14 protein-coding genes and 1 tRNA gene are annotated in these 22,441 nt (G+C 40.0%); 6 read left to right on the top strand and 9 right to left on the bottom strand.

Going from position 1 to position 22,441, the window contains the following annotated elements; all coding sequences use genetic code 11:
* Positions 1-176 precede the first annotated feature (176 nt).
* The 6 genes from AAE250_RS03105 to AAE250_RS03080 all read left to right on the top strand — a co-directional run bounded on the left by AAE250_RS03105 (position 177) and on the right by AAE250_RS03080 (position 4,261).
* Positions 177-446: a hypothetical protein gene (locus AAE250_RS03105; RefSeq protein WP_342288689.1), complete on the top strand. Its 270-nt coding sequence runs from the start codon at positions 177-179 to the stop codon at positions 444-446.
* Positions 447-538: 92 nt separating this feature from the next.
* A complete protein-coding gene (locus tag AAE250_RS03100; RefSeq protein WP_342288688.1) occupies positions 539-1,174 on the top strand; it encodes a recombinase family protein in 636 nt (211 codons plus the stop codon).
* 579 nt (positions 1,175-1,753) lie between these two features.
* Positions 1,754-2,176, top strand: a complete 423-nt coding sequence (locus AAE250_RS03095; protein WP_195547700.1) for a hypothetical protein — start codon at positions 1,754-1,756, stop codon at positions 2,174-2,176.
* Positions 2,177-2,226: 50 nt separating this feature from the next.
* Positions 2,227-3,006: a hypothetical protein gene (locus tag AAE250_RS03090; protein WP_342288687.1), complete on the top strand. Its 780-nt coding sequence runs from the start codon at positions 2,227-2,229 to the stop codon at positions 3,004-3,006.
* 296 nt (positions 3,007-3,302) lie between these two features.
* On the top strand, positions 3,303-3,875 hold the full coding sequence (locus tag AAE250_RS03085) for an ORF6N domain-containing protein (RefSeq protein WP_342288686.1): 573 nt from the start codon (positions 3,303-3,305) through the stop codon (positions 3,873-3,875).
* Positions 3,876-4,187: 312 nt separating this feature from the next.
* Positions 4,188-4,261 (top strand) — tRNA-Met (locus AAE250_RS03080).
* A gap of 80 nt (positions 4,262-4,341) precedes the next feature.
* On the opposite strand, the gene AAE250_RS03075 is transcribed toward AAE250_RS03080, so the two are convergent.
* The 9 genes from AAE250_RS03075 to AAE250_RS03035 form a co-directional block, all read right to left on the bottom strand.
* Complete coding sequence (locus tag AAE250_RS03075) at positions 4,342-6,534, bottom strand: glycoside hydrolase family 88 protein (protein ID WP_342288685.1); 2,193 nt, start codon at positions 6,532-6,534, stop codon at positions 4,342-4,344.
* A gap of 54 nt (positions 6,535-6,588) precedes the next feature.
* A complete protein-coding gene (locus AAE250_RS03070; RefSeq protein ID WP_342288684.1) occupies positions 6,589-9,300 on the bottom strand; it encodes a GH92 family glycosyl hydrolase in 2,712 nt (903 codons plus the stop codon).
* 45 nt (positions 9,301-9,345) lie between these two features.
* Positions 9,346-11,613 carry a GH92 family glycosyl hydrolase gene (locus AAE250_RS03065; protein ID WP_342288683.1) on the bottom strand — a complete coding sequence of 756 codons (2,268 nt, stop codon included), beginning with the start codon at positions 11,611-11,613 and terminating at the stop codon, positions 9,346-9,348.
* 78 nt (positions 11,614-11,691) lie between these two features.
* Positions 11,692-13,863: an alpha-N-acetylglucosaminidase gene (locus AAE250_RS03060; protein WP_446715722.1), complete on the bottom strand. Its 2,172-nt coding sequence runs from the start codon at positions 13,861-13,863 to the stop codon at positions 11,692-11,694.
* A 42-nt stretch (positions 13,864-13,905) separates the two neighbouring features.
* The gene (locus AAE250_RS03055; protein ID WP_446715716.1) at positions 13,906-16,071 is read right to left on the bottom strand and encodes an alpha-N-acetylglucosaminidase TIM-barrel domain-containing protein; all 2,166 of its coding nucleotides are present in this window, start codon (positions 16,069-16,071) and stop codon (positions 13,906-13,908) included.
* 27 nt (positions 16,072-16,098) lie between these two features.
* Complete coding sequence (locus tag AAE250_RS03050) at positions 16,099-17,133, bottom strand: aldose epimerase family protein (RefSeq protein ID WP_342288681.1); 1,035 nt, start codon at positions 17,131-17,133, stop codon at positions 16,099-16,101.
* A 13-nt stretch (positions 17,134-17,146) separates the two neighbouring features.
* On the bottom strand, positions 17,147-19,324 hold the full coding sequence (locus AAE250_RS03045) for a glycoside hydrolase family 31 protein (protein WP_342288680.1): 2,178 nt from the start codon (positions 19,322-19,324) through the stop codon (positions 17,147-17,149).
* 18 nt (positions 19,325-19,342) lie between these two features.
* The gene (locus tag AAE250_RS03040; protein ID WP_342288679.1) at positions 19,343-21,241 is read right to left on the bottom strand and encodes an alginate lyase family protein; all 1,899 of its coding nucleotides are present in this window, start codon (positions 21,239-21,241) and stop codon (positions 19,343-19,345) included.
* Positions 21,238-22,437, bottom strand: coding sequence for a glycoside hydrolase family 88 protein (locus tag AAE250_RS03035; RefSeq protein WP_342288678.1), 1,200 nt, complete (start codon positions 22,435-22,437; stop codon positions 21,238-21,240). The genes AAE250_RS03040 and AAE250_RS03035 overlap by 4 nt, the downstream gene beginning before the upstream one ends.
* Between the last annotated feature and the right edge of the window lie 4 nt (positions 22,438-22,441).

Raw genomic sequence — 22,441 nt, 5'->3', positions numbered from 1 at the left:
AGCTAAAAGTCAAGAGAGCAGATATGTAAGGTACTTAATATAGAAATCCCCCTCCCCATTAAAAAGTCAGCACTCAAAAATAGACATAGTGCCTGCCTTTTGAGCACACAACCCCTTTAGTCCCCCTCTGTACAGTAATATAAAAAAGAATTACTAATCATTTAATTTTTATCATTATGGAGAATAAAGTAATTGATAATGCTGTAAACCATATTACTACATTACAGGAGAACTTATGCCTATGTGAGAATAATCTCCAATACATAAAGAGATTACAAGCACTCAAATATTGGATAATTAAGTTTGATGGACTGTTAGAAAACAAACTACAGAAAGAATATGCAGCCATTTATGAAAGCTATTTCTGTTCGGGTTGCGGATTCTCATTTTATGATAGGGTGTGTAATTCCATATTAGACTATAAATATGGGAACAGACCGTTTTAGTATGTGTGTTCAAATAAGGAATGTGTTCAAATTAATCTATAAGATTGGTCTGAACACATTCTTTTTAGTTATCAATTAATTCAAAGAATAAGATGAAGACAGCAGTAATATATGCTCGTGTTTCTTCTGCCAATGACAGGCAGGACACAACAAGGCAGATAGAGGATTTAAAACGATTTGCCAATTCTCAAGAAATAGAAGTTATTTCCATATTTGAGGAACACATAAGCGGTGCAAAGAAGAATGAAGAACGGCAGGTGCTTACTGACTGCCTACAGTTTTGCATAAGAAATAATGTGGACTACTTACTATTATCTGAACTTTCCAGACTTGGCAGAAGTACATTACAAGTGCTTAAATCTCTGGATATACTACATGAGGCTAAGGTATCGGTCTATATACAGAATTTAGGCTTATATACTTTGCAACCTAATGGTGAGGTTAATCCAATAGCTTCTATTATGGTAACTGTTTTGGCTGAAATGGCTAACATTGAACGGTCAAACATTACCTACCGTCTTAATTCTGGAAGGGCAAACTACATTGCCAAAGGTGGTAAACTTGGCAGAAAAAAAGGCAGTATCAAAACTGATGATAAGAAACTGGAAGAATATAGAGAGGTGATAACCTTACTAAAAAAAGGATATAGTATAAGAAACATAGCCAAATTACAAGGCATTGGAATCTCTACAGTTCAACGGATAAAGAATCAGTTTATAAAGCTTTAAACATTAATGAGGTGGAAATATTCAGAATTTTGCTCTTATATGGCGGCTTCTGGATTTTCCACCTACTTGAAGTTACCAGGAAAAACTACCCACTAACCATTTAATAAACAATAGTTCTTGCTAATCAAACGCAAATTAGTAACTTTGTGCCAATTCCAGACACCTAATGAGTTAAAGACTGGAAGGACATATTTAGTTAACAAAGAGCGTTTAAGATATTACCTTGTTCAGAAAATCGCCAATTTAATGAACAACTCAAGGTGATAGGCAGGAACGCTCACGTCAATGTTATATACCTATCTGCTTAGATAGTCTATATATCGTTTGGCGTGGGCTTGTTTATCATTGAGTTGTGGGTGTTTGGCGATACCTCTGAACGGTGATATTCAAGTTCCCACGCTTCTTTTATTATGTAACAGTCAGTAAGGGAACATTGGCTATAATACATACAAGCAAAAACAGACAGTATATCTATCTATCAAATAAGTGTGCAGTTCTATACTGTGTTCCTCACACTTATCCAGAGCTTATTTACTAATCGCTTTCTTATGGGGATTTGGAGAGCTAAATGAAACAAAAATGAAAGCAAAGGACAAATTACAAGAAATCATGAATGGAGATGATTTCTATTTTCAATTCACAAGGGTAGGCATTTATAAGAATGGCAAACTCATACTTACATTAACTAATGATAACTGCGAGGATGCAACTACGATTTTCAGAAGAAGTGCTGTTTTTTCACAGTTGGATTTTGGAGATACAATGGAATATATACAGCGTTGTGGAGTTTTTATAGGAATGTATTCTGGTTTTGATTTATTACTTAGTTCAGAAGGTTGGTTTTTAAACACTAATGAACCTAATCAATATTCTATTTGCTATAATGTATTTGCAGGTGGAATCGATAAATTAGTACTTGTGGTGGAAGAAGACAAAGTGAGATTACAGATTACATCAAATTCATATATTATCATTTTGGCGGATGCTATCAATTTCCACTAAATGAAACTTGTGCTTAAAGAACTTTATTAATAACCCAAAATTGAATAAAAATGAGAACATTTAGATTATTAGGAATGGCTTTAATTGCTATCCTTATCAGCGTGAATTTTGCAGCTTGCAGTAGTGATGATGATGAAGAAGACAATGGTGGCGGTACAGTTGTGTCCGGTAAGTTATTGAAATCAATAACAAGAAAAAGTGACTACTCAACTAATACCAGTACATTCACTTACAATGATAAAAAACAATTAATATCTGCATCAAATGGATATGGAGAAAGCATTGATGTGATATGGTCGGAGAACAGTATTACAGTAGAAACAACCGCTGATTGGAAAGAAGAACCTGCTACATTTTTATTAAAGAATGGCATCATAACTTCTGTTATTGGCAATTATTCATACACCCTGACATACAATAATAAGCAATTAACGAAAGCTTATGGAGGACCAGAAGATGACTTTACATGGTCATGGGCAAATGGAAATATTAATAAGTTCATAAGTAAAGATGGCTCTGATGAAGAGACACTTACTTGCACTTATTATACTGACAAAGAAAACAAGCATTCTATCATTGATATTAATGCTTTAGACCTTGATGATATTGCTGGAATAGAATTAGGTGATTTATTATTAATGGCTCATCCTAATCTTTTGGGAACTACTAATAAGAATTTACTTAAAAGTACAGAACATAGCGATGGAGATAAAGCAAGTTATACTTATGAACTTGATAATGAAGGTTATCCTATTAGAATAGTTGAAACTTATACTAAGGCTTATGGAGGTTCTTCTTCAACAGAAACTTATATACTGACTTGGCAATAATACTCTAAAACTTCACGCAAATAAAAAGCCAACCTACCCATTTGAAGTATGCACTTCAAACAACGGATAAGTTGGCTTTTTTCAGTTCTAAACAATATTATTAACTTCCAATTTTGCCCTATCTTCCATAGCTACAAAATTCTGAGTTTCGCATATACAAGACTAACCATTACTCAGGATAATGCCAAACGCTGGAAGCCAAAATTTTAGTAATGGAGTAGAAGTGCATTTTTTGACAGACTTTTATTCCTACATACTTTCAAGTTGATTACCTTTGCACCTTAAAGATTTAATCAATGGAACAGTTACAAGTAATTCAAAGCAAAATATATGAAATCAGAGGTCAGAAAGTAATGCTTGACTTTGACCTTGCGGAAATGTACCAAGTAGAAACACGCGTGCTAAACCAGTCTGTAAAACGTAATATAGACCGTTTCCCAAAAGACTTTATGTTTCAACTCACATTGGAGGAATGGGAATCTATCTCATCACAATTTGTGATGACATCACGTTTAAAACGTCCCAAATCAGCTATACCATTGGCTTTTACAGAACATGGAGTTGTGATGCTTTCAAGTGTGCTTAGAAGTGACATTGCAATTCAAACAAGCGTTCTCATAGTGCGTGCTTTCGTTGCCATGCGCCAATTGATTACCACTCCACAGATTGACAGAGTGGGGCAGTTAGAAAAGCAAATTAACGAGTTGAAAGATTACATCGAAGAAGTGTTTGCCGATTATAACGATATTAATGACGATACACGGATGCAGTTAGAACTTATCAATCAAACATTGGCTGAACTGCAAGCCAAGAAGAAATTGGAAGAAAAGCCACGCAGAAGAATTGGATTTATACAGCAGGATGAATGATAACCAACTGACAAATCATCTATTTTTCTGGATATACCTTATCATAAGATAGATAAAAAAGTGATTGCACTTACCTCTATTACAAAGAATAATCATTGTTTGATAGAGTAATATTAACTATATTTGCAATGCAGTTTAGGGCTGCAAAGAGATTAATAATTTATTGTTGAATTTATCTTGGTTTTCTTTGAAAGTTAAACCGTGAGTTAAACCAAAGAAAAGAAGCGCATTTTAGTTACAAATATGCCGCTTTCTCGAATCCAGATAATTGCCTTATTATAAGCATCTTTGCACCCGCAATCGAGAAACGATGGCGGGATAGCTCAGCTGGTTAGAGCGCATGATTCATAATCATGAGGTCCCCGGTTCAATCCCGGGTCCCGCTACTGATGAAGATTTAGACTGTTAGGAGGCTTCCACTCTTGGCGGTCTTTTTTATTTTGTCCTTCCTACACAACATACAAAATCATTCACATTTTAAAACTTTAAGATTATGCTTATAGTAACTATTCAGAAAGCTTTTCAGATCACATTTTTCCAACCGGCTAATTCCTTCAGCTACAGATTCTGCATTCATAATAGCACCTTCTTTAGAAGTGTGCACTAAGTCTTTATAATACACTTTAGCATCTTCAGGTCCTATAAGGTCGAATTTGCTGGCTGTAAGATCATTCAAATCCACAAAATTCACATTCTCCTGCTCAGCCAGTTCTTTGGTCCATTTACGATAAGTTTGCGTACAACGTTTCATTTTCCCATTCTCCCATTGATTCGCAGGCGTATGCGATAGAAGAATGACCTCAACCCCTTTAGCCTTCGCCTGACGTATATACATACGCATATAGTGACCATAGGTAAAAATCTTCTCCATGCTTCCATCACGTTCAATCACCATTTTTTTTGATTCGCTACCTATTCCGTGAAGTGTTCCTCGAGCCAATCCTGTATTCAACGGATTATTGTCATTATGCCCAAAGTCTATTATCAAATAGTCTCCTTTACGCAATGCCGGCAAAAGTCTGTCCCATAGCCCTTCAGTAATATAAGTACGACTACTTCGTCCCTCTACAGCACAATTTTCGACTGTAATACGCGAAGAATCGAAATAATCTTGCAAAAAGCCTCCCCATCCCCATCGATCGGCTTCACCTTTGCCCGAACGGTATTTCACAGTAGAATCCCCGATGACAAATACCACTGGTGCTTTTGAATTCAAGCGACTGATTCCAGCCACAAACTGGAGAAAATTCCCCGGTTCTGCATACGTAAATACAGGTGTACTACTCTGTTGCAAAGTCGAATAAAAACACACAGCACCAGCATTCATTTTTGGATAATAATTTTCAAGCAACTTACACACTTCGGCACCAGCACCAATCACTGCTCCATACCCTGAAAGTAAATTATCAGCCGTAGGCCGTCGGATATAATAAGCCGGATCGTAAGCAACTCCGGTAGAAGTACAGACACCAGCTAGCTTCCCATCACTTCCAATAGTAGACGAAACAGCTTGCCATCCATGTAAAACTACTGGCCCATAAGCTATTGCATCCACCCATCCACGATTGATGGCATGTGCAATCGCATACACAAAAAAAGCTGTAGAGGAAGTCTCATAACCGGAATCACTACGATCGAGTAAACGATACCAAAAGCCATCCTTACTTTGACAAGCACTCACTCCCTCAATATGTCTACTCAACAACTCTATCAAATCACCTCTTCCCTCATAATTCGAAGGTAACGCATCAAGTACCTCACACAACGTAAGCATAGCCATCCCATTAGCTGGTCCCCAATAATAAGAAGGATGTACTCTCATACCCTCAACCCATCCATGCCGGAAAAGCCCCTTCTCCAGAACAAACAACCTGTCAGCAAATCCATCAATTTGAGCAAGAGCCTCCCGGTAGTATTTAGTTTGGTTATACTCCGAAAATCTCCCCATCAAAGTCAATGCAGGAACACCCTTATATATATCATCCAACCATAATGTATGACGAAAAGGACAATCACGCGAGAACGTACCATCTGTCAAACGCGTAGTCCTATACATCACTGTATTAGCCCAATCTTCTATCAACGGACGCCCCCCTGATATTTCCTCTGCCAAACACGCCTTTATCATGGCTGCACACATCGTGCCACAGTCGTCCAAATCACGCGGGGACAATAGTTGGATCATCACACTATCAGCAATGCCATACTTCTCATAAGCCCTCCCGAAAAGAGGCAATACCTCTGCCAAAAAAACGAGACGGTTGCGTGCATAGTTCTGATAAGAATCATCACCAATAAGCTCAGCAGCGGTAAGCATCGCTGAATAAGTCATCCCACATTCATTACCTGCCAAGCTGAAGGTCCCTTGTTCTAACTTCGCGTTCCTATTCAGTTCCACACCAGATGAGACATGTTTGCCCGTCTGCCCATCTATCACTCTATAAGGAGTATTCTTTTCCAAATACTCCAATACACGCTTCATATCTTTTTTAACCTCAGTAGAGGATACAATACCATAATTCACATCATTGGTTATTTCTGATGCTCCCTTTCTACTTTCTGACATCAGATATTTTTCTACTTTCTTCTGAGCCGACACTTGACCTCCTATCACCAGTAAGAACACGGCAATCATAATCAATACTATTTTATTCATCATTGCGTATAAATTGATTTTTCAGATTCTTATTCATTTAATCATCTCTTAATAATATTAATCAGGACACTCTACTCCCCAATCTAAATTGGGATTCTTACCCATCCATAACTCCAAGATTCCACCTTGTACCAATTTATCGTGAGGTATCAAAAAAGAGTTATATTGTTCTCCATTCAAAGAAGCACGCTGTATATAACAGTTTTCTGACGAGTTGAAATAAGTTTTTATTTTAAATGTATCTCCCTCGTAATAATCAGAATCAAGATGTATTATTATCTCATCAAAGATAGGACTTGTTATTTCGTAAGAAGGATATTGAGCGGACCCACCATTAATACAAAAAAGTCCTATCTGCATTAGGGCATGAAGCGCCCCCATTTGTCCTTGATCTTCATCCATCCCACCATAGCCCTCATTAGGAGTAATCCCAGCAAATGTTTTCTCACATACTTGTCTAACCCAATATTGCGTTTTCCAAGGTTGCTTCATATGTGAAAACACATGCCCAGCCGAAAGCCCAGGTTGATTAGAATAATCAACATAGGAGTGCCTAAAGTCAGATGAAATAGATTGTTTAAACGCATAATCCAACTTCGCACATAAAGAATCATTTCCACCCATCAAAGCAGACAGTCCTTTTAGGTCATGTGAAACTCCGAAAGAAGCTTGCCAAGAAGAAGCTTCAACGAATCCCTGACCATCAAACGGATTCAAACTCATCCACTGTCCTTTTTCATCTTTCGGGAACAGTAATTTTATCTGAGGATGAAACAGTTTTCTCCATCCCAAAGAACGCTTAGCGAAGAATTTTTCATCACTCTCTTGCCTCAAGCTCCTTGCCATTTGAGATAACGCCCAGTCCTCGAAAGCCCATTGTATAGTAAACCCCGGTCTTCCCGGAATATACCCATACTTCTCATAGAAAGGCTGTAGTTGAGATATCTCAAAAGATTGCATACCTCCTTGTCTGTGATTCCTTTTCATTGCATCATATCCCTTCCATATGTCCCATCTTTTGGTTATCGAACGCTGGAATGCACTTGTAATCAACAAGGTAGCAGGGCATCCATCCATTATATAAGAATAACCACCCATAGAAGGGCCTCGTGGCAACAACCCTCCATTCGTATCATATTGAATTAACGAAGCTGCAAAATCATCAAGCACATGAGGATATACAAGCCCCCATAAAATATTCAAATTCCATTGGCTCCCCCAAAATGCATCTGAATTATACATGTTGAACTTAAGTTTTCCAAACCTATCTTTAGGTAAAGTCTTCACTTTGAAATCAGACATATATTTAAATTGAGCCCTACGACCTGACAGTATTTTCTTACCACGTGTCAAATCAGGATAATCGCCACTGAAATCATTAATTTTGTGACGTCCTAACAATACATGCCACAAATTCGTGTAAAATTTCACTTTTTGAGCATTCGTTCCACCCTTAACTTCAATTTTCCCTAACCAATCATTCCACTCTTTTTGAGATTTTTCACGAACTTCATCGAAGCTCCAATGTGTGCAACTATTCAGCAAATTGTTCCTTGCATTTTCAATACTAGTAAACGAAATCGAAGCTTTTAACTGCAATACCTCTCCTGCACGCATTTTATAGTTAAGAATAAGCCCACCTTCTTCTCCAGAAAATGAGTCACAATCTCTAAGCAATGTATCACGATCCCATGCTTCTACATCATTAAAAGGCTTATCCAATTGAACAACGAAAAAAACTTTAGCGTTTTGAGGCCCTCCCCACAAACGGTCTTTTGTAACAAAGCTACCTTCTACTTCATTCTTAGATACCACATGTGCTTCATAATCTGCCATGACAACACTACCTAGTTTACCTCCCAAACTCAAAATAATTCCAGCATTGTTATTCTCAGTAAAGCGGTACTTATAAAAGCTTGAGCGATCTGTAGCAGTTTGTTCGACCCAAATTTTATGCTCCCGCAAAAAAAGTCTATGATAACCAGGTTGGACAATTTCATCATCATGACTGAAAGTAGATAACCAACCCAGCATCCCTTCCCTCGGATCAATGTTCCCAGTCGTAGGCATAATATTCAAGCCAGACTGCATCCAACAGTGCAGTTGCCCAAATCCAAGAACTTGAGTTGAATTATAATTATACCCACCTCCACCTTGATTTTTATTTCTTGTAATAGGAGCAGCTCCAATCATACCGTACGGTTGATTACCCGTTATGAAATAAAAGAAGCGAGTAGGAATCGTCTCAATATAAGGGTTCACCCAAGATACAAAATCCGCATAGCTCTCCGGAGAAGGATATACTTCTATTTCCGAGAAGCCTAAATCTTTCCCATCTCCATCAACAACACAAAATTTCAACCATAACACTTTCATGTCAGGGACATCTATTACATAAGGAAGACCATTGTTAGGAATGCCATGATAAACTTTAGAAAAACCATTTGAACCTTCTACCCTGACTGCCGCTATATGATCGTACTCATTAACCCTATCGTACAATACGATTTTATTAATCCATTGCTCTTCATCCCATCTCAATTCAATCCACGGATATACGCAATGCCCCCAATAATTAACTTCACCTTTTTCAGCCCACTCCCCTATATTGTCGACGCCAATCACACCGTCTACAACATTAACTGGTAAATGTTTTTCCGACAAGGTGGAAGATGCTGTTACATGAGCTCTTGATGCTATGTTATATGGATTACCCCAACAATAGGTACAAATAAAAGCTACAATACAACCTAAACAAAATCGTAACATCTTTATCAACAAAATATTTACAACAAATTTAAAATCACTATTAATTCAAAATCCATTAGCTGATGGCGGTACATCTTCCTTCGCAACTCCCCATGTCCTATTGGGATATTTATCCATTATAAGAACTAGCTTTCCACCATCCTTTATGTCAGCATGCTCAAACCAGGGCTTATTCCACCTCTCACCATTTAATGTAACCGACTGGATATATTTATTTTCAGCAGATACCCCTTGGGCTTCTATCTCAAAAGTCTTACCGTTACTTAAAGTCAATCGAACACGATTAAATATCGGGCTTCCAATATTATACGTAGGAATTCCAGGAGTAACAGGATAGAATCCTAACGCAGAAAACACGACAAAAGCAGACATACCTCCTCCATCTTCATCTCCAGGCATCCCCATTAAATCATTGCGAAACCAAGTGCCGAGTAATTGCCTGATGCGTTTTTGAGTCTTCCAAGGCTGTCCTGCATAATTATACAAATAAGGGACATGCATACTGGGCTCATTCGCCATCGAAAATTGCCCTACATTTCCTGTATGATCCGGCAATTGTGCATAAAATGCATATTTACTTCTCCCCAATGACTCACTAAAAGTCTGATCTAAATTAGCAATAAATTGTTCACATCCTCCCATCAGGTCAATCAGGTCAGCTATATTGTGAGGAACATCCCAACGATATATCCAGCCGTTGTTCTCACCATAATATTCACGAGCCCCCATTCCTCCGGAAAAACGGTAATCAAATGGTTCAATCCATTTACCGTTTTTATCTTTCGGATGGAAAAAAGCTGTTTTAGCATTATATACATTACGGTAATTATAAGCACATTTCAAGTAGCGGGCAGCATCTTCTTTCCTCCCCAGCATATCAGCAATCCTCGATAAGCACCATTGATCATACGAGGTGCCCAATGTCACAGCAATCGGTTGACGCTTCTCAAACGGATGTACATTCGGATCCGATTCCTGTTCTCCTTCTTGGAGCGCCGGAATATATCCATTCTTTTTATAGAAATTATCTATCCAGCCGGCAGGTGCCCCTGACCATGGAGCCAATGTCTTTTCCTCTATACCCTTACGACAAGCCACATAAGCCTTTTCTAGGTCAAATTGCAAACCCTTGGCTGCCGCATCAGCCACTGTTGCCACTGCATGATTGGAGTTCATCCGACGCGAGTCCCCTGTTATTTCAGGAAATGTAGGCATCCACAAATTGCCCATCTGTTCAGCCATTCGCAAATAAGATTTGATAATGTCTACTTCAGCCACTTCATCAAGGAGCAACCGCAACGGATGCGCAGCGCGATAGGTATCCCAAATCCAGTCATCGGTATAAAAAGGAGTACCGCCATCTTCATGTACCTTCCCATCAAATGCACTAAAATAACTTCCATCCTCGCTAATGCATACCGGCCGTTCAAAAACCCGATAAAGCGAAGTATAGAAGACCGACTTTTCATCTTCACTTCCCCCATCTACTTCTATCTTTCCCAAAGCCGTATTCCACACATCTCTTCCCCGTTTGGCCAAACGAGCCATATCGTAATCCTTTATTTCTCGTCTCAAGTTCTTCTCAGCCTGTCCCTCACTAATAAAAGAAATACCATAGCGTACGTTCACAACTTTAGTACTCATAGGAAAAGACAGCACAGCACAAGCATTCTCTCCCGCAGCTTCTTTTTCAGTAAATTCTATCTTGCCCTGCTTCAGAATGCCTGACTCCTGAAAGGGGATATCAGTCTCCATATACAAATAGACTTGGGTATTATTGGCCAAACGCTGGAAACCACTCACACTTCCTTCACCAATACGAATGGCACCATTCCTCGAATTAACAAATAGTTTTGGTTGTTTATCATGGCTACCAAATGCAATGCTATATAAAGCAGACTGATGGGAAGGAGCATATTCTACATCTATCTGTTCATCTTCCAAACGGACTTTATAATAATATGGTTTTATAACTTCATTATCATAGCTATAAGTCACAATCGGACTGCAGTCTTCCTGCAATGAAGGACTTAAATTGAAAGCAGAACTACCCCGATGGCTGGTTACCACCATAGGAAGTCCATTAAGTAAATCACTTGTATAATCAGTACGTTCAGGATATACTCTAAGCATACTGTTGGGAAGATGAATCGTTGGGAACGTAGGTACCAACAAATGACTGATATTCCCCATATAAGGGTTAACATAGTCAACTGGTTTCTTCACAGTATCTATATCCTTTCCAGTTCGCACGGTACATCCTACCAATAAAGCTATTCCCAAAAGAGAAATAAGAAAACTGATTTTCTTCATAACATTAAAATTATTCGTTAAACACTTGACAAACAACACATATCCGGTATTAACTCTGTATATATACGCCTCCATACACTAATGTATTCTTATTTCATATTTTCTTAGTAAGTGATGGGCATACTCCTGCAAGCCACTTTCTATCCGACGTTTTATCTTTGTTTTGGAAGCAACCCAAACTTCTTCAAAATTTTTCAAGCTATTATCCAATTCTTTCTGGTCAAACTTCTTACCATTCTCCACCGCCTGCACAACAGCATCTATGTACATGTCCCAGCGCACAGCATAATATCCAGCCACCAGCCCAGACCACGTCCGACTGGCATAATCATTCAATGTACCTCCCCACGTAGTTATCAGATTTCTCGCATTTCTCTCATAATAATCCTGAATAGCCGGATCGGCGCTATAAGCCCTGGCATCGGCAATCCACTTATCAAGAGAAGTGTAATCATGATAAGAAGTTAATATATCAATGTCGTCCAGAATTTCTCGCATCTCTGCAGCACGCATTTTTAATACCTGCAAATCCTCAGCTTCGTACATTCGGTCGAATTCATTTTTAACTGTCAGAAAATAATTCCCTAATAGTTGCCTGCCAACGGATATTACATCCAGCCTCAACGCATTCCGGTTCAGTTCAGGAGCCGACAACAGCATTTTCCATGCCTGCAAAAGCAGCTGATTGGAATAATCTGTCTTTGTACGCCCACTATTCATCCCCATAACAGGCCTGTAATTAGGCAAAACTCCAACGGTTTTAGGCACTTGGACATATATATCGTTAAACAGAATCTGCCAAGCTTCACGGACAGAACGGGATACCCTACCTGCATGACGGTCTGCCAAAGCGTTCACCCAAGTATCATCGCCTTTATCAACCGTCCAAGCTTTTTCCAGAATATATTCATACGGGAACTGGATGACATCAAGGCCTTCCAACGTAGAGCCGATCCCCTTCAAATTGCGCCCCCCTTCCTTCAGTGCAACATCCAATCTGCGCCCACTCTCCTTTACATTTCCCGTGATACCTGTGTTTCCGCCAAAATTTCCTAAATAACACCAGATATAGGGTTGCCCATAAAAAAAGTTTGTCTGCTTCCACAATTCCACATTCTCGCAATGATAGTCCAACAAAGACAATTTGCTGTCAGGAACTCCTTTCAGGAAAGCCTCTATCCGGGGAGCAGTCCATTTTTTTCGGTCAAAGTAAAACATCCAAGTCATCTGTAACCATTCAGCCTCTGAATCGGCTTCCTTCAAAGTCTGAAACAAATCAGAAGATACTTTATTTAAATAATCCGGTTCCCAGCAAGGAGGTTCACCTTCATTAAAAGGGTCAACACCATAGATATGTTCTGTCCCAAATATTTTTTCCTGCTCCTTGAGAAATTTCTTTTGTAACAGCGCAAACAAAGGTTCCTCCGGATTTAAAAAAGAACAATGATACTCCTTGGTAAATCCAGCCCATTTTCCCAGACTCTGAATATCCGCCTCAGGATAGATTCTTTTTAAAGCAGCAGGGACATGTCCGTTAAAAGCCGGCAGCACGGGCTTCATATTCAGCTCACGCTCACGCGACAAAATCTTTTGTTGAAGTTTAGTCTGGTTTTCAAGCCACTCTATAGGCAAGGGGCCGTTCCACGAATCAATATTTGCCATCCGATGCCAAGGAAGATAGACAGGACCAGTGAAGTATGAAAGAATTTCTTGGTCTTTCAAGCCGATGTCTTTCCAGACTTTGTACCATACCGCCTCTTGCCCCGTTATGGCCAAAGGCATATTTACACCATTGAGTGCCATCCAGTCAATAAACCTTTGCCAATCTTCCCAATCCCAGAAAGCCATGCTATAGCCGAAAGTACAATAATTCAAAAAGAACCGCCTTTCTACTTTTGCCGTTATCTCTATGGGTGAAGGCACTTGCGGTAGTATCTCCGGCATCTCCACCGGTTGATCTGCATACCAAGAAACCGTAGTCAGGCAATAATACTTTAAATAGTAGTTTAAACCAACCGCCATCGAATTGGCATTGTTTCCACTAATCAAAATCTTTGCATCAGCAGCTGATTCAATTCTAAAAACATCTTTCTCACTATCTACTTTTTTAAACTGGAATCTATCGGCATAAGTGGGAATCAAACGTTTCAACATAGATTCAGCAGCTTCAATATCAGCATGATTTCCGGCTTGTACAGTCACTACCCCAAAAAACAAGACCCAAAGAAAATAAAGTTCTTTTTTCATTATTCCAATTCCTCCAAAAACAATTTATATCAAAACAATGCAAAATCAAAAAATAGCAGCAGCCTCTTTCACCAATCGTACCGCCGCTTCCAACGGTTCATCGAAAGCCTTTGTTGTATTAGTCCAAGGAGCCACAATCCAGCTTTCTTCCCATTCTCCCAAGCCTTTACCCGAGAAATAAAGTTGTAGGCGAGGTATATAATAGTCCTTTATCAGACCTGACCACACACGAGCAGCGTAGTCTTCTTGTCTTCCTCCCCACGTCGTAATCAAGCGCTTGGCATTCATCTCATAACGTTCACAGTCCATAGCAGACACACCACAATCCCTTGCCAGCCCAATCCATCTGTCCAACCGATGCAGAGGATGTGACAAAAGCAAACGATCGGCATTCAGTAACAACGAAACAGTTTGCGCCAATTTTCTATCCGCCTCCGTTTTATCCCCCTTCTTTTTTATTTCAAGAGCCTTGACATATAGCAAATCAGCCTTGGCACCCAAATAGAACGCAGCAAATTCGATGGCATCGTTCCTATACAATTCAGATTGTCGCAAACTTTCCGAACAATTCAGAAAGAGTTCTACCGCCTGATAGAAATCATCCTTCATAGCCACCTTGGTCTCTCTGATACTATCAGGAACAACCGTTTGCCACGTAAAGCGAGGATAGGCATAGAAAGACCCATACGTACTCTTTCTTAACAGATTCCAAGCTTTAGACATATTATCCGGATATCCACCGTAGCGAGCCTTGCAATAACGCTCCAACCATATATCCAAATCTATCGCAACATCACTCCAACCTGCATCAGCAAGCAGTTCATATACCACTTCATTGTTTTCAAGTCCCTCTGGAGCCGACCCAAATCCCACCAAATCTTTTCCACACTCAGCATGCAAAGCCTCCACAGGCGCAGATGCATACATATCCAATTCTCCAGTCAATATATTCTTTCCACCAAAATTGGGCACATAACTGAAAATCCATTTCTTGCCATAAAACCCTCCATGCCTTTTCCAGGTCTGTTCCGTTTTCCATACCCATTTCGGGAAATCGTTGCCTAAATCTATAATAATCATCTTGTTGTCAGGCACACGACTCAACAGTGCGCTCAAACCTGCTTTATCCCAAAAAGAGCGTTGATAGCCAAAAGTCCATCCTTGAGTCACCCATACCGCATCAGGATTTCCTGCTGCAATCGAGTTGTATATCGTTTCACCATATTGTGCGAGTAGTCTGTTTTTCCCCTCTTTGTCGTCTTTGTCAACTGGAAGTTCCATCTCGTTAAAGCTGTCTGACAAGTAATATTTGTTTTTCCCGAATTCTTTCTCCCACTCCTCGATGAACATTTTACCTATTTCCACGAAAAAGGGGGAGTCAGGAGGTAACACATACGCATTATAGTCTTCACCAAAACCGCCCCATTTCAAATGATTGAACTTTATCTCAGGATGTTTTTCAACAAAAGCCATCGGGACGAATCCTGCAAAAGCCGGAGCTATGGGGTGCATATCCAGCTCACGCATTCTCTCTAATATTTGATGTTGCAATTTGATTTGTTCCTTTTGCCAATTATCTGTCAGCCCTCCATCCCAAGAATTCAGATTTCCCATACGGTGCCAAGGCAAATGGGCCGGTGCCGTAAAAAAAGACTGTACTTCTTCCTTGTCTAATCCCAAACGCAGCCATACACGCTCTGCTATAACCTCGGCCGCCACTGTTGCTAACGGAAAGTTTACCCCATGAAGTGCCATCCAATCAATTTCCTGCTCCCAACGTTCCCATCCCCAGAAAGGAGCCGTATATCCATAAGTACAAACATTCAGAAAATAGCGAAGACCATAGGGCGTGGTCTGAAGTGACAGACGATAATCGGGCCACACCTCAGGCTGCACGACATGACTCCCACCCCAAGTGACCATGGAGCCGCAAGCTTCTTGCATATAACGTCGAAAAGCATAGCACAAGGCAACTTGGCTACTCCCTTCAATTGTCAACACACCTTCTGAAGCTTCCACCGAGAAACAGTCCTTTCCATCTAGACAATCCGTCAACTTTAAACGGACATTTTTTGAACAGTCCCCAAACTTTCTATTTATTACTTGCCATGCAGGTTCTTCCACGCCATCAGCCATAACAGATGATGATACAAACAGAAAAACATAAAAAAGCAACAATGATGAATTCTTTATTCTAAAAATATTCTTCATAGGTTAATCACTGTATTTTAAATAGCCCTAATCTACCGTAAACCGATATACAGCCTTAAATGTATATTCCTCTCCCACATCCAAAAGTATAGATGGAAAATTCGCCCAATGTACTGCATCAGGATACCCTTGGGGTTCCAAAGCAATTCCGGCACTGCTAAAATAAGGTATACCATTCTTTCCTACATCAGAACCATCCATCATATACCCCGTATATACTTGCAAAGAGGGTTGATTAGTATAAATAGATAATTTTCGCCCACTACTTTCTTCATATAATTCTGCAGCCAACGAGCTGTCTCCGCCATTACTCAATACGTAAGCCAATGAAAAACCTTTCTGTTGCCTGATGTTTAGATAGTCCGTAGCCAAAGCTTCCGAAACGGTTCGTCCTTTTCTAAAATCAAGGACTGTTCCTTCCAAGGAAATAATTTCCCCGGTAGGAAGCAAATTATCATCACAGTCGATAAGTTGGGCAGAACATATCTGGAGTCTATGAGACAAAATATTCTCACGCTTCTGTACACCAGTTAGATTAAAAAAGGCATGATTCGTCAAATTTATGGGAGTCAAGCAATCCGTCACTGCCCTACACTCTATTTCCAACGAATCATTATCGGTCAATGTATATCGAACAGATACCTTCAAATTACCTGGATAGCCCTCCTCCCCATTAGGAGACAAACGGGTAAATAGAACAGTTTGTTCCCCTTTCCGGTTTATGCCTGCCGAAGCATCCCAACGGCAACAATGGAATCCTTTAAAACCACCATGCAGATGGTTAGGTTCAGGCTTGCCATAGACATCATTGGCAGCTAACTTATAATAATTGCCTCCAAGATTGAAACCTGCATTCCTTATGCGCCCACAAACACGTCCGATAATAGCTCCATAGTACTGTTCATGAGCCTCTTTATAGCTAGCCAAATCATCAAATCCCAGCAAGACATCTTTTAAATTTCCCTGTCTGTCAGGAACAAACATAGCCAACCAACGCGCTCCATAATTCGTAAAACGAGCCATCAAACCGTTACGATTGCAAAGAGTAATTACACGTTCCATATCATTTCACCCATTATTTTACAAATACCCATTCAGACACATTGTATCGTTTGCCTTTGTAAGCACCTTTACGCTTGCACTTACCCTTTCCATTTTTCACCTCTAGAAATAACCAGTTATAACTGTTCTTTCTCTCGAAATCATAGCTCACACCATCATCCTCGAACAAGGTAAAAGCCGTTTCCGAAGCATCCCCATAAACATGGCATACAATATCAAAAACAGAATTGTCGGCTACATATTGCAAAGGTTTAGCCAATGGCAAAATAGTTCCTCCCTTTACAAACAAGGGCATCTCATCCATTGCTATGGTCACTTCATGTTCACCGCCACCCTCATAGCGTTCGTTTGTGTTAAAATTATACCAAGTCCCCTTAGGGAAATAAACAGTTCTTTTGCCAGTATCATCCAATAATGGGGTCACCATTAAGTTATCTCCCATCATATACTGATTCGTAATATTCTGTACTTTAACATCTTCTGAGAAATCCATTAACAAAGGACGGAAAGGAGGGATACCTTCCATACAGTAATGAGCAAACGCATTATATAAATAAGGCAATAAACGCATACGTTGATTCACCTGTTTACGTGTGATATTCTCCATTTCAAGACTGTCTGTCAAGAAGACACCGGCATTGTTTTTGTCTTTATCATACTGTAGCCAAGGGGGATTTTGCAAGAACCAACTGTCAACGACTGCATGAGCAGACAAAAGCACAACTTGTAAACGACGGAAAAATTCAGCCTTTGACCCGGATTGCCTTACTTCGGGTGACCACAGCAATCCTCCGAAAGCCGAATTACAGACCATCTCAATATAATCTTTATACCCATAAATATCACTATACAACGAAGCGGGAATGGAAGAAGCGAATAATCCCGAAGAACGATAATCTTGAAAAGTACGTATATTTTCGTTCGCATACATTTCATTCAATGTCCGCAAATAAAGCATACCAAATGCTTGATGCACTTGTTCACCATCCATCCCTGAAGGGAAAGTACTCATTTCAGGAAACCCCCAAGTAGCATTCCCAACAGAAATATCCGAATTATCACATTCATCAAGCTTAAAGCCTGATATACCTTCACGCATTAATTGTTTATGATAATCAGAAAAGCGAGTTCTCGTCTCCGGCAAAGCAAAGTCCGGTACCAATCCACCCCATACCAAAAAATCACCTGAATAATCTTTCAACGGTTTCCACAACGGTGAAGTAGGATGCACATAAGCATGTTCCCACAAGTTTACTTTATAATGATTTTCATTCAAGACTTTCAACATAGAATGATGATCCAGATAACGTTCTTTATTCCAAACATAGGAACAAGAATAGGCAGCCGTATGCCAACCCGGTTCCAGTCCAATCACATCGCAAGGTATTTTCTTATCTCTGAAATAGGCCTGTACCCGCATTACGCCCTCTTGTGTGAAATCCGTCTTAGTACGGTACTTAAAACCAAGTCCCCACATAGGAGGCAAACATCCACCGCCAGAAAACAAGTTGTATTTCTGAACAGCTCCCTTTAAATCGGAAGCCTTAAAAATGAACACTTCTACCCCATCACAATTTGGAATATCAACATATACATAGCTCCCAGATTTTTTATTAGCATAAAGTTCTTCAGTAGAAGTTTTCACATCGCCAGTAGGAGAAAAAGACTCCTTCTGAACATGTTTTTCGGTATGAGTACCACAGTAAAAGGTCGTATATCGCAAAGTATTAACCAAAATTCCATATCCTTTACTCGACACATAGAACGGTTGCGGAGCATGTGTATAACCCAATGTATTCAGAGGATGGTCATTCACAATAGGCTTTTTCTTCAATCCCCGTTGCTGAAACGAACCAATCTGAAGTCCAAAGCCATAGAGCTGTTCGCCATCTTGTAAAGGTATACACACACGACTTCCACGTCCTGTTACCCTCATGTCAATATCCTCCAACATAAAAGGGAGTTCCCCAGCAGCAAGCTCATCCAGTGCATCATACTTAGGTTCCTTCGGGCAAAAATCATAAGGAGTAAATTTATCCGGTACACCGATAGACAAACGATAAATTCCATTGGCCAACGTATCAACCGTAACACTATTGTGCCCTCTTACACCCAGCACATCCCCCCAGACCAGCAATGCAACAACACAAATCTTTAAGATATTTTTTTTGAAAAGATACTCTTGTTCCATAAATCTACATCATTTAAATCAATCAACCAATTTCCAAATAGTCTCAATATCCATTTTCTTCCCTTTAATCCGAATAATTAAAGGATAAACATCCTCGCCTGGCTTCAACCCTTTGGGAGGAATACCCGGTGCCACTCCCGTATACAATTCATAAGGCACTTGGACATTCAATATCAATTCTGTCCCATCACGTAACTCAAAAGAACAACTTCCCTTCCCCCTACTTTTACTTACACTTGAAATACGTTCATATTCGGGTAATGTATCACGTCGTGCAGCAGGAAGAGCTATAGAATCACGCAATATCAAAGTATAATCGTACACATGTTCATCCTCCGACTCACAAGTAAAACGATCTGTCAGGACCAATCCATCTAACGATAAACTCCTACACATCCTCACCCCCGCATAGGCACTGTCAGAAACGGCTTTTATACTTCCTCCGTCAGAAGTTGGTTCAAACAAAGTAATCTCTCCCTCAGTAGCTTTCTGATTTTTCTTGTCAACCGTCACCGTATTGTGTGAAATCGTCTTCTGATACCAAGCATAACAATCTGGTACTCCGTATGCCGTAGTTCCCAAGTCTGGTAAAATTTCTTTGCGACCGTCGTGAATACTTATCGACAGCTTGTCAGGATGCCCATGCAGTCCACCGCTCGGCCCGTTTTTCAGCACAACTGCTTTATCCCGAAAGCGTAATATGCCAACTCCCAAATTCGGAAACAAGTGACTGGTCAAAGAAACACCTCCATCATGCGATTTCAAATCCATCCCGTTTATCAACGCCTCCGGTGATCTTCTTTCTATCTTTTTATAACATGCTGCTAAAATATCCGTCATCTGACGATTGCCGGTACGCAAAGCAACAATCTCGTATAAGCCTGTTTGATCGAACAAAGTAGTCCCATACCAACCATCATTTTGCGAAGGAAACATCAAGTCTGAATAAAGCATCTGCACAGGCGACAAAAACATATTAACAACCTTCGGGTCATACAAATCAATATGACGACACCTTACGGCCTCAGCAGATAGCAGAATAGCTCGCAACGGATAAAAATGATACACTACGGAACCTTCATTCCACCAACCATCATCATATACATGATATTTCTGCATATCATAATACCCCAACACTGGTTTATTCAAGGCAACATCGATTATAGAATCACTCTTTAGGGCAACGCCTAATGCCATAATTCCTCCATTATGCCACACTTGCCAATTACCCTTGTCACGGCTTGCCATCAACAGTTCTGCACAAGGACGCAAAAAACCGTTCTCAATCTGCCGCTGTTCTTCCACTGTCATTACTTTTGAAGCCACCAAATAAGCACGAGCTGCATCTATCGCCCAAACTGCCTCATCTAAACTCTGAGAAAACAGTTTGCCACTTGTCCCAGGATTATATTTCCTTTCCCTATCATGTATTTTATAAGCAGGGTATTTCCGGGATAAATCCAACAACATAGATGTTATATTACGGGCATACCGTTTTTTATCTGTTGCTAAATATAAATACATATTAGCTTTCAAGTAGTCTAAATTGGCAGCATGAACAAAATTTACCCAAGCCCAGTCATATCTATCTACTCCGCTCCACTTCTTTTTACATACGGTACAATAATGTTCTTTAGGACTGTCCCAATCAAACACGAATTGAGTATTATGAACCGGACAGAAATAGTGATGTCCATGTCCTCCTTCCAAAGTCGGTATTTCCAACGAGTGCTTTTCTCTTGCTATAATCGTCTCATCAAGCCTATCCAAGATTTTTTTCCCCCATTCAGTTCTCGAAGAAGACTTGATGTTATTCAAGTCTTCTTGAGAATAAAAATAAAAATCTGCATTTTGTTGGGCAAAAACCGTTTGCACAAGAAATAAGCCTATCAGCAAAAAAAATCTGTTTTTCATCATTCAACCACCTTACAATTATTGTTAATTCTATTCAACCGAATCAACGCCTCTATATAATAATAATCGGCATAGATTATCGAAGCATCTATCTCTGAGCCATGAGGTTTATGCCCGGTGGAATGAAGCAGGAAAGCATTGTTCACCTCTCCGCTCAAATAGGCTGGAGATGATAAAGTTTCCAACATTCTTATGGCAGCATCAAAGTAGCGGTCAGCCTTTTCTTTATCTTTGATATAGGAGCTCAATTCAAGCAATCCCGAAGCCACCACCGCAGCTGCCGAAGCGTCTTTTGGCTCCTCGGGAATACCAGGTGCATCAAAGTCCCAATAAGGGACATAATCTATTGGAAGCCTTTGCAGATAAGTATCCGTCGCCTTTTGGGCTATTTCAAGAAAAGCCGTGTTTCCTGTCTCCCTATAGCACATGGTAAAACCGTAGATTGCCCACGCTTGCCCACGTGCCCATAGAGACTCATCCGCATATCCTTGATGAGTCAGTTGGCTGATTCTTTTTCCGCTAATCGTGTCATATACCACTACATGGCATGTACTGTAATCGTCCCTGAACTGATTACCTGCAGTAACTTTCGCATGACTGAAAGCAATGTCATACAGTTCTTTATTACCTCCGTTTCTGGCAGCCCAAAACAGCAGTTCCAGATTCAGCATATTATCAATGATTGTGTTATGCGGCCATCCTTTTTGTTGTCTCATTCCTGGCCACGAATGAATCGTGCCTACCCGCTCATCAAACAAAATAGCCAATGAATCGGCAGCTCGAAGTAGCATCTCTTTATATTTTTGTTCACCCGTCAGTCTATAAGCGTTACCCAAGCTGCAATACATCATAAACCCCAAATCATGATTGTCCGGTCTACGATTAAGTACCGGATATAAAGCTGAAGAATAGCGTTCTGCTTGTTTCTTAATCTCTACATCGTGCGAATACTCATACGCATACCAAAGTATTCCAGGCCAAAAGCCACTTGTCCAATCGTAGATAGATGTACAATTCCACTTATGCTCGCCCTTGTCTGGCAATATATTACGCGGCATTTGGGTAGTGTCATCCAAGCTACTCAAACTTTTCTCTATCTGCCCTTCACAATAGCGCAACAAGGGTTCTACTTCAAACTTAGGATGAGAAGTACATGAACATAACAGAACAAGCAGACCTCCTAAAACATATTTTTTCATAGAA

Origin of the sequence: Bacteroides sp. GD17, assembly GCF_038448625.1 — a bacterium.
GTDB lineage: Bacteria > Bacteroidota > Bacteroidia > Bacteroidales > Bacteroidaceae > Bacteroides.
This window is presented reverse-complemented; position numbering and strand designations above follow the sequence as displayed.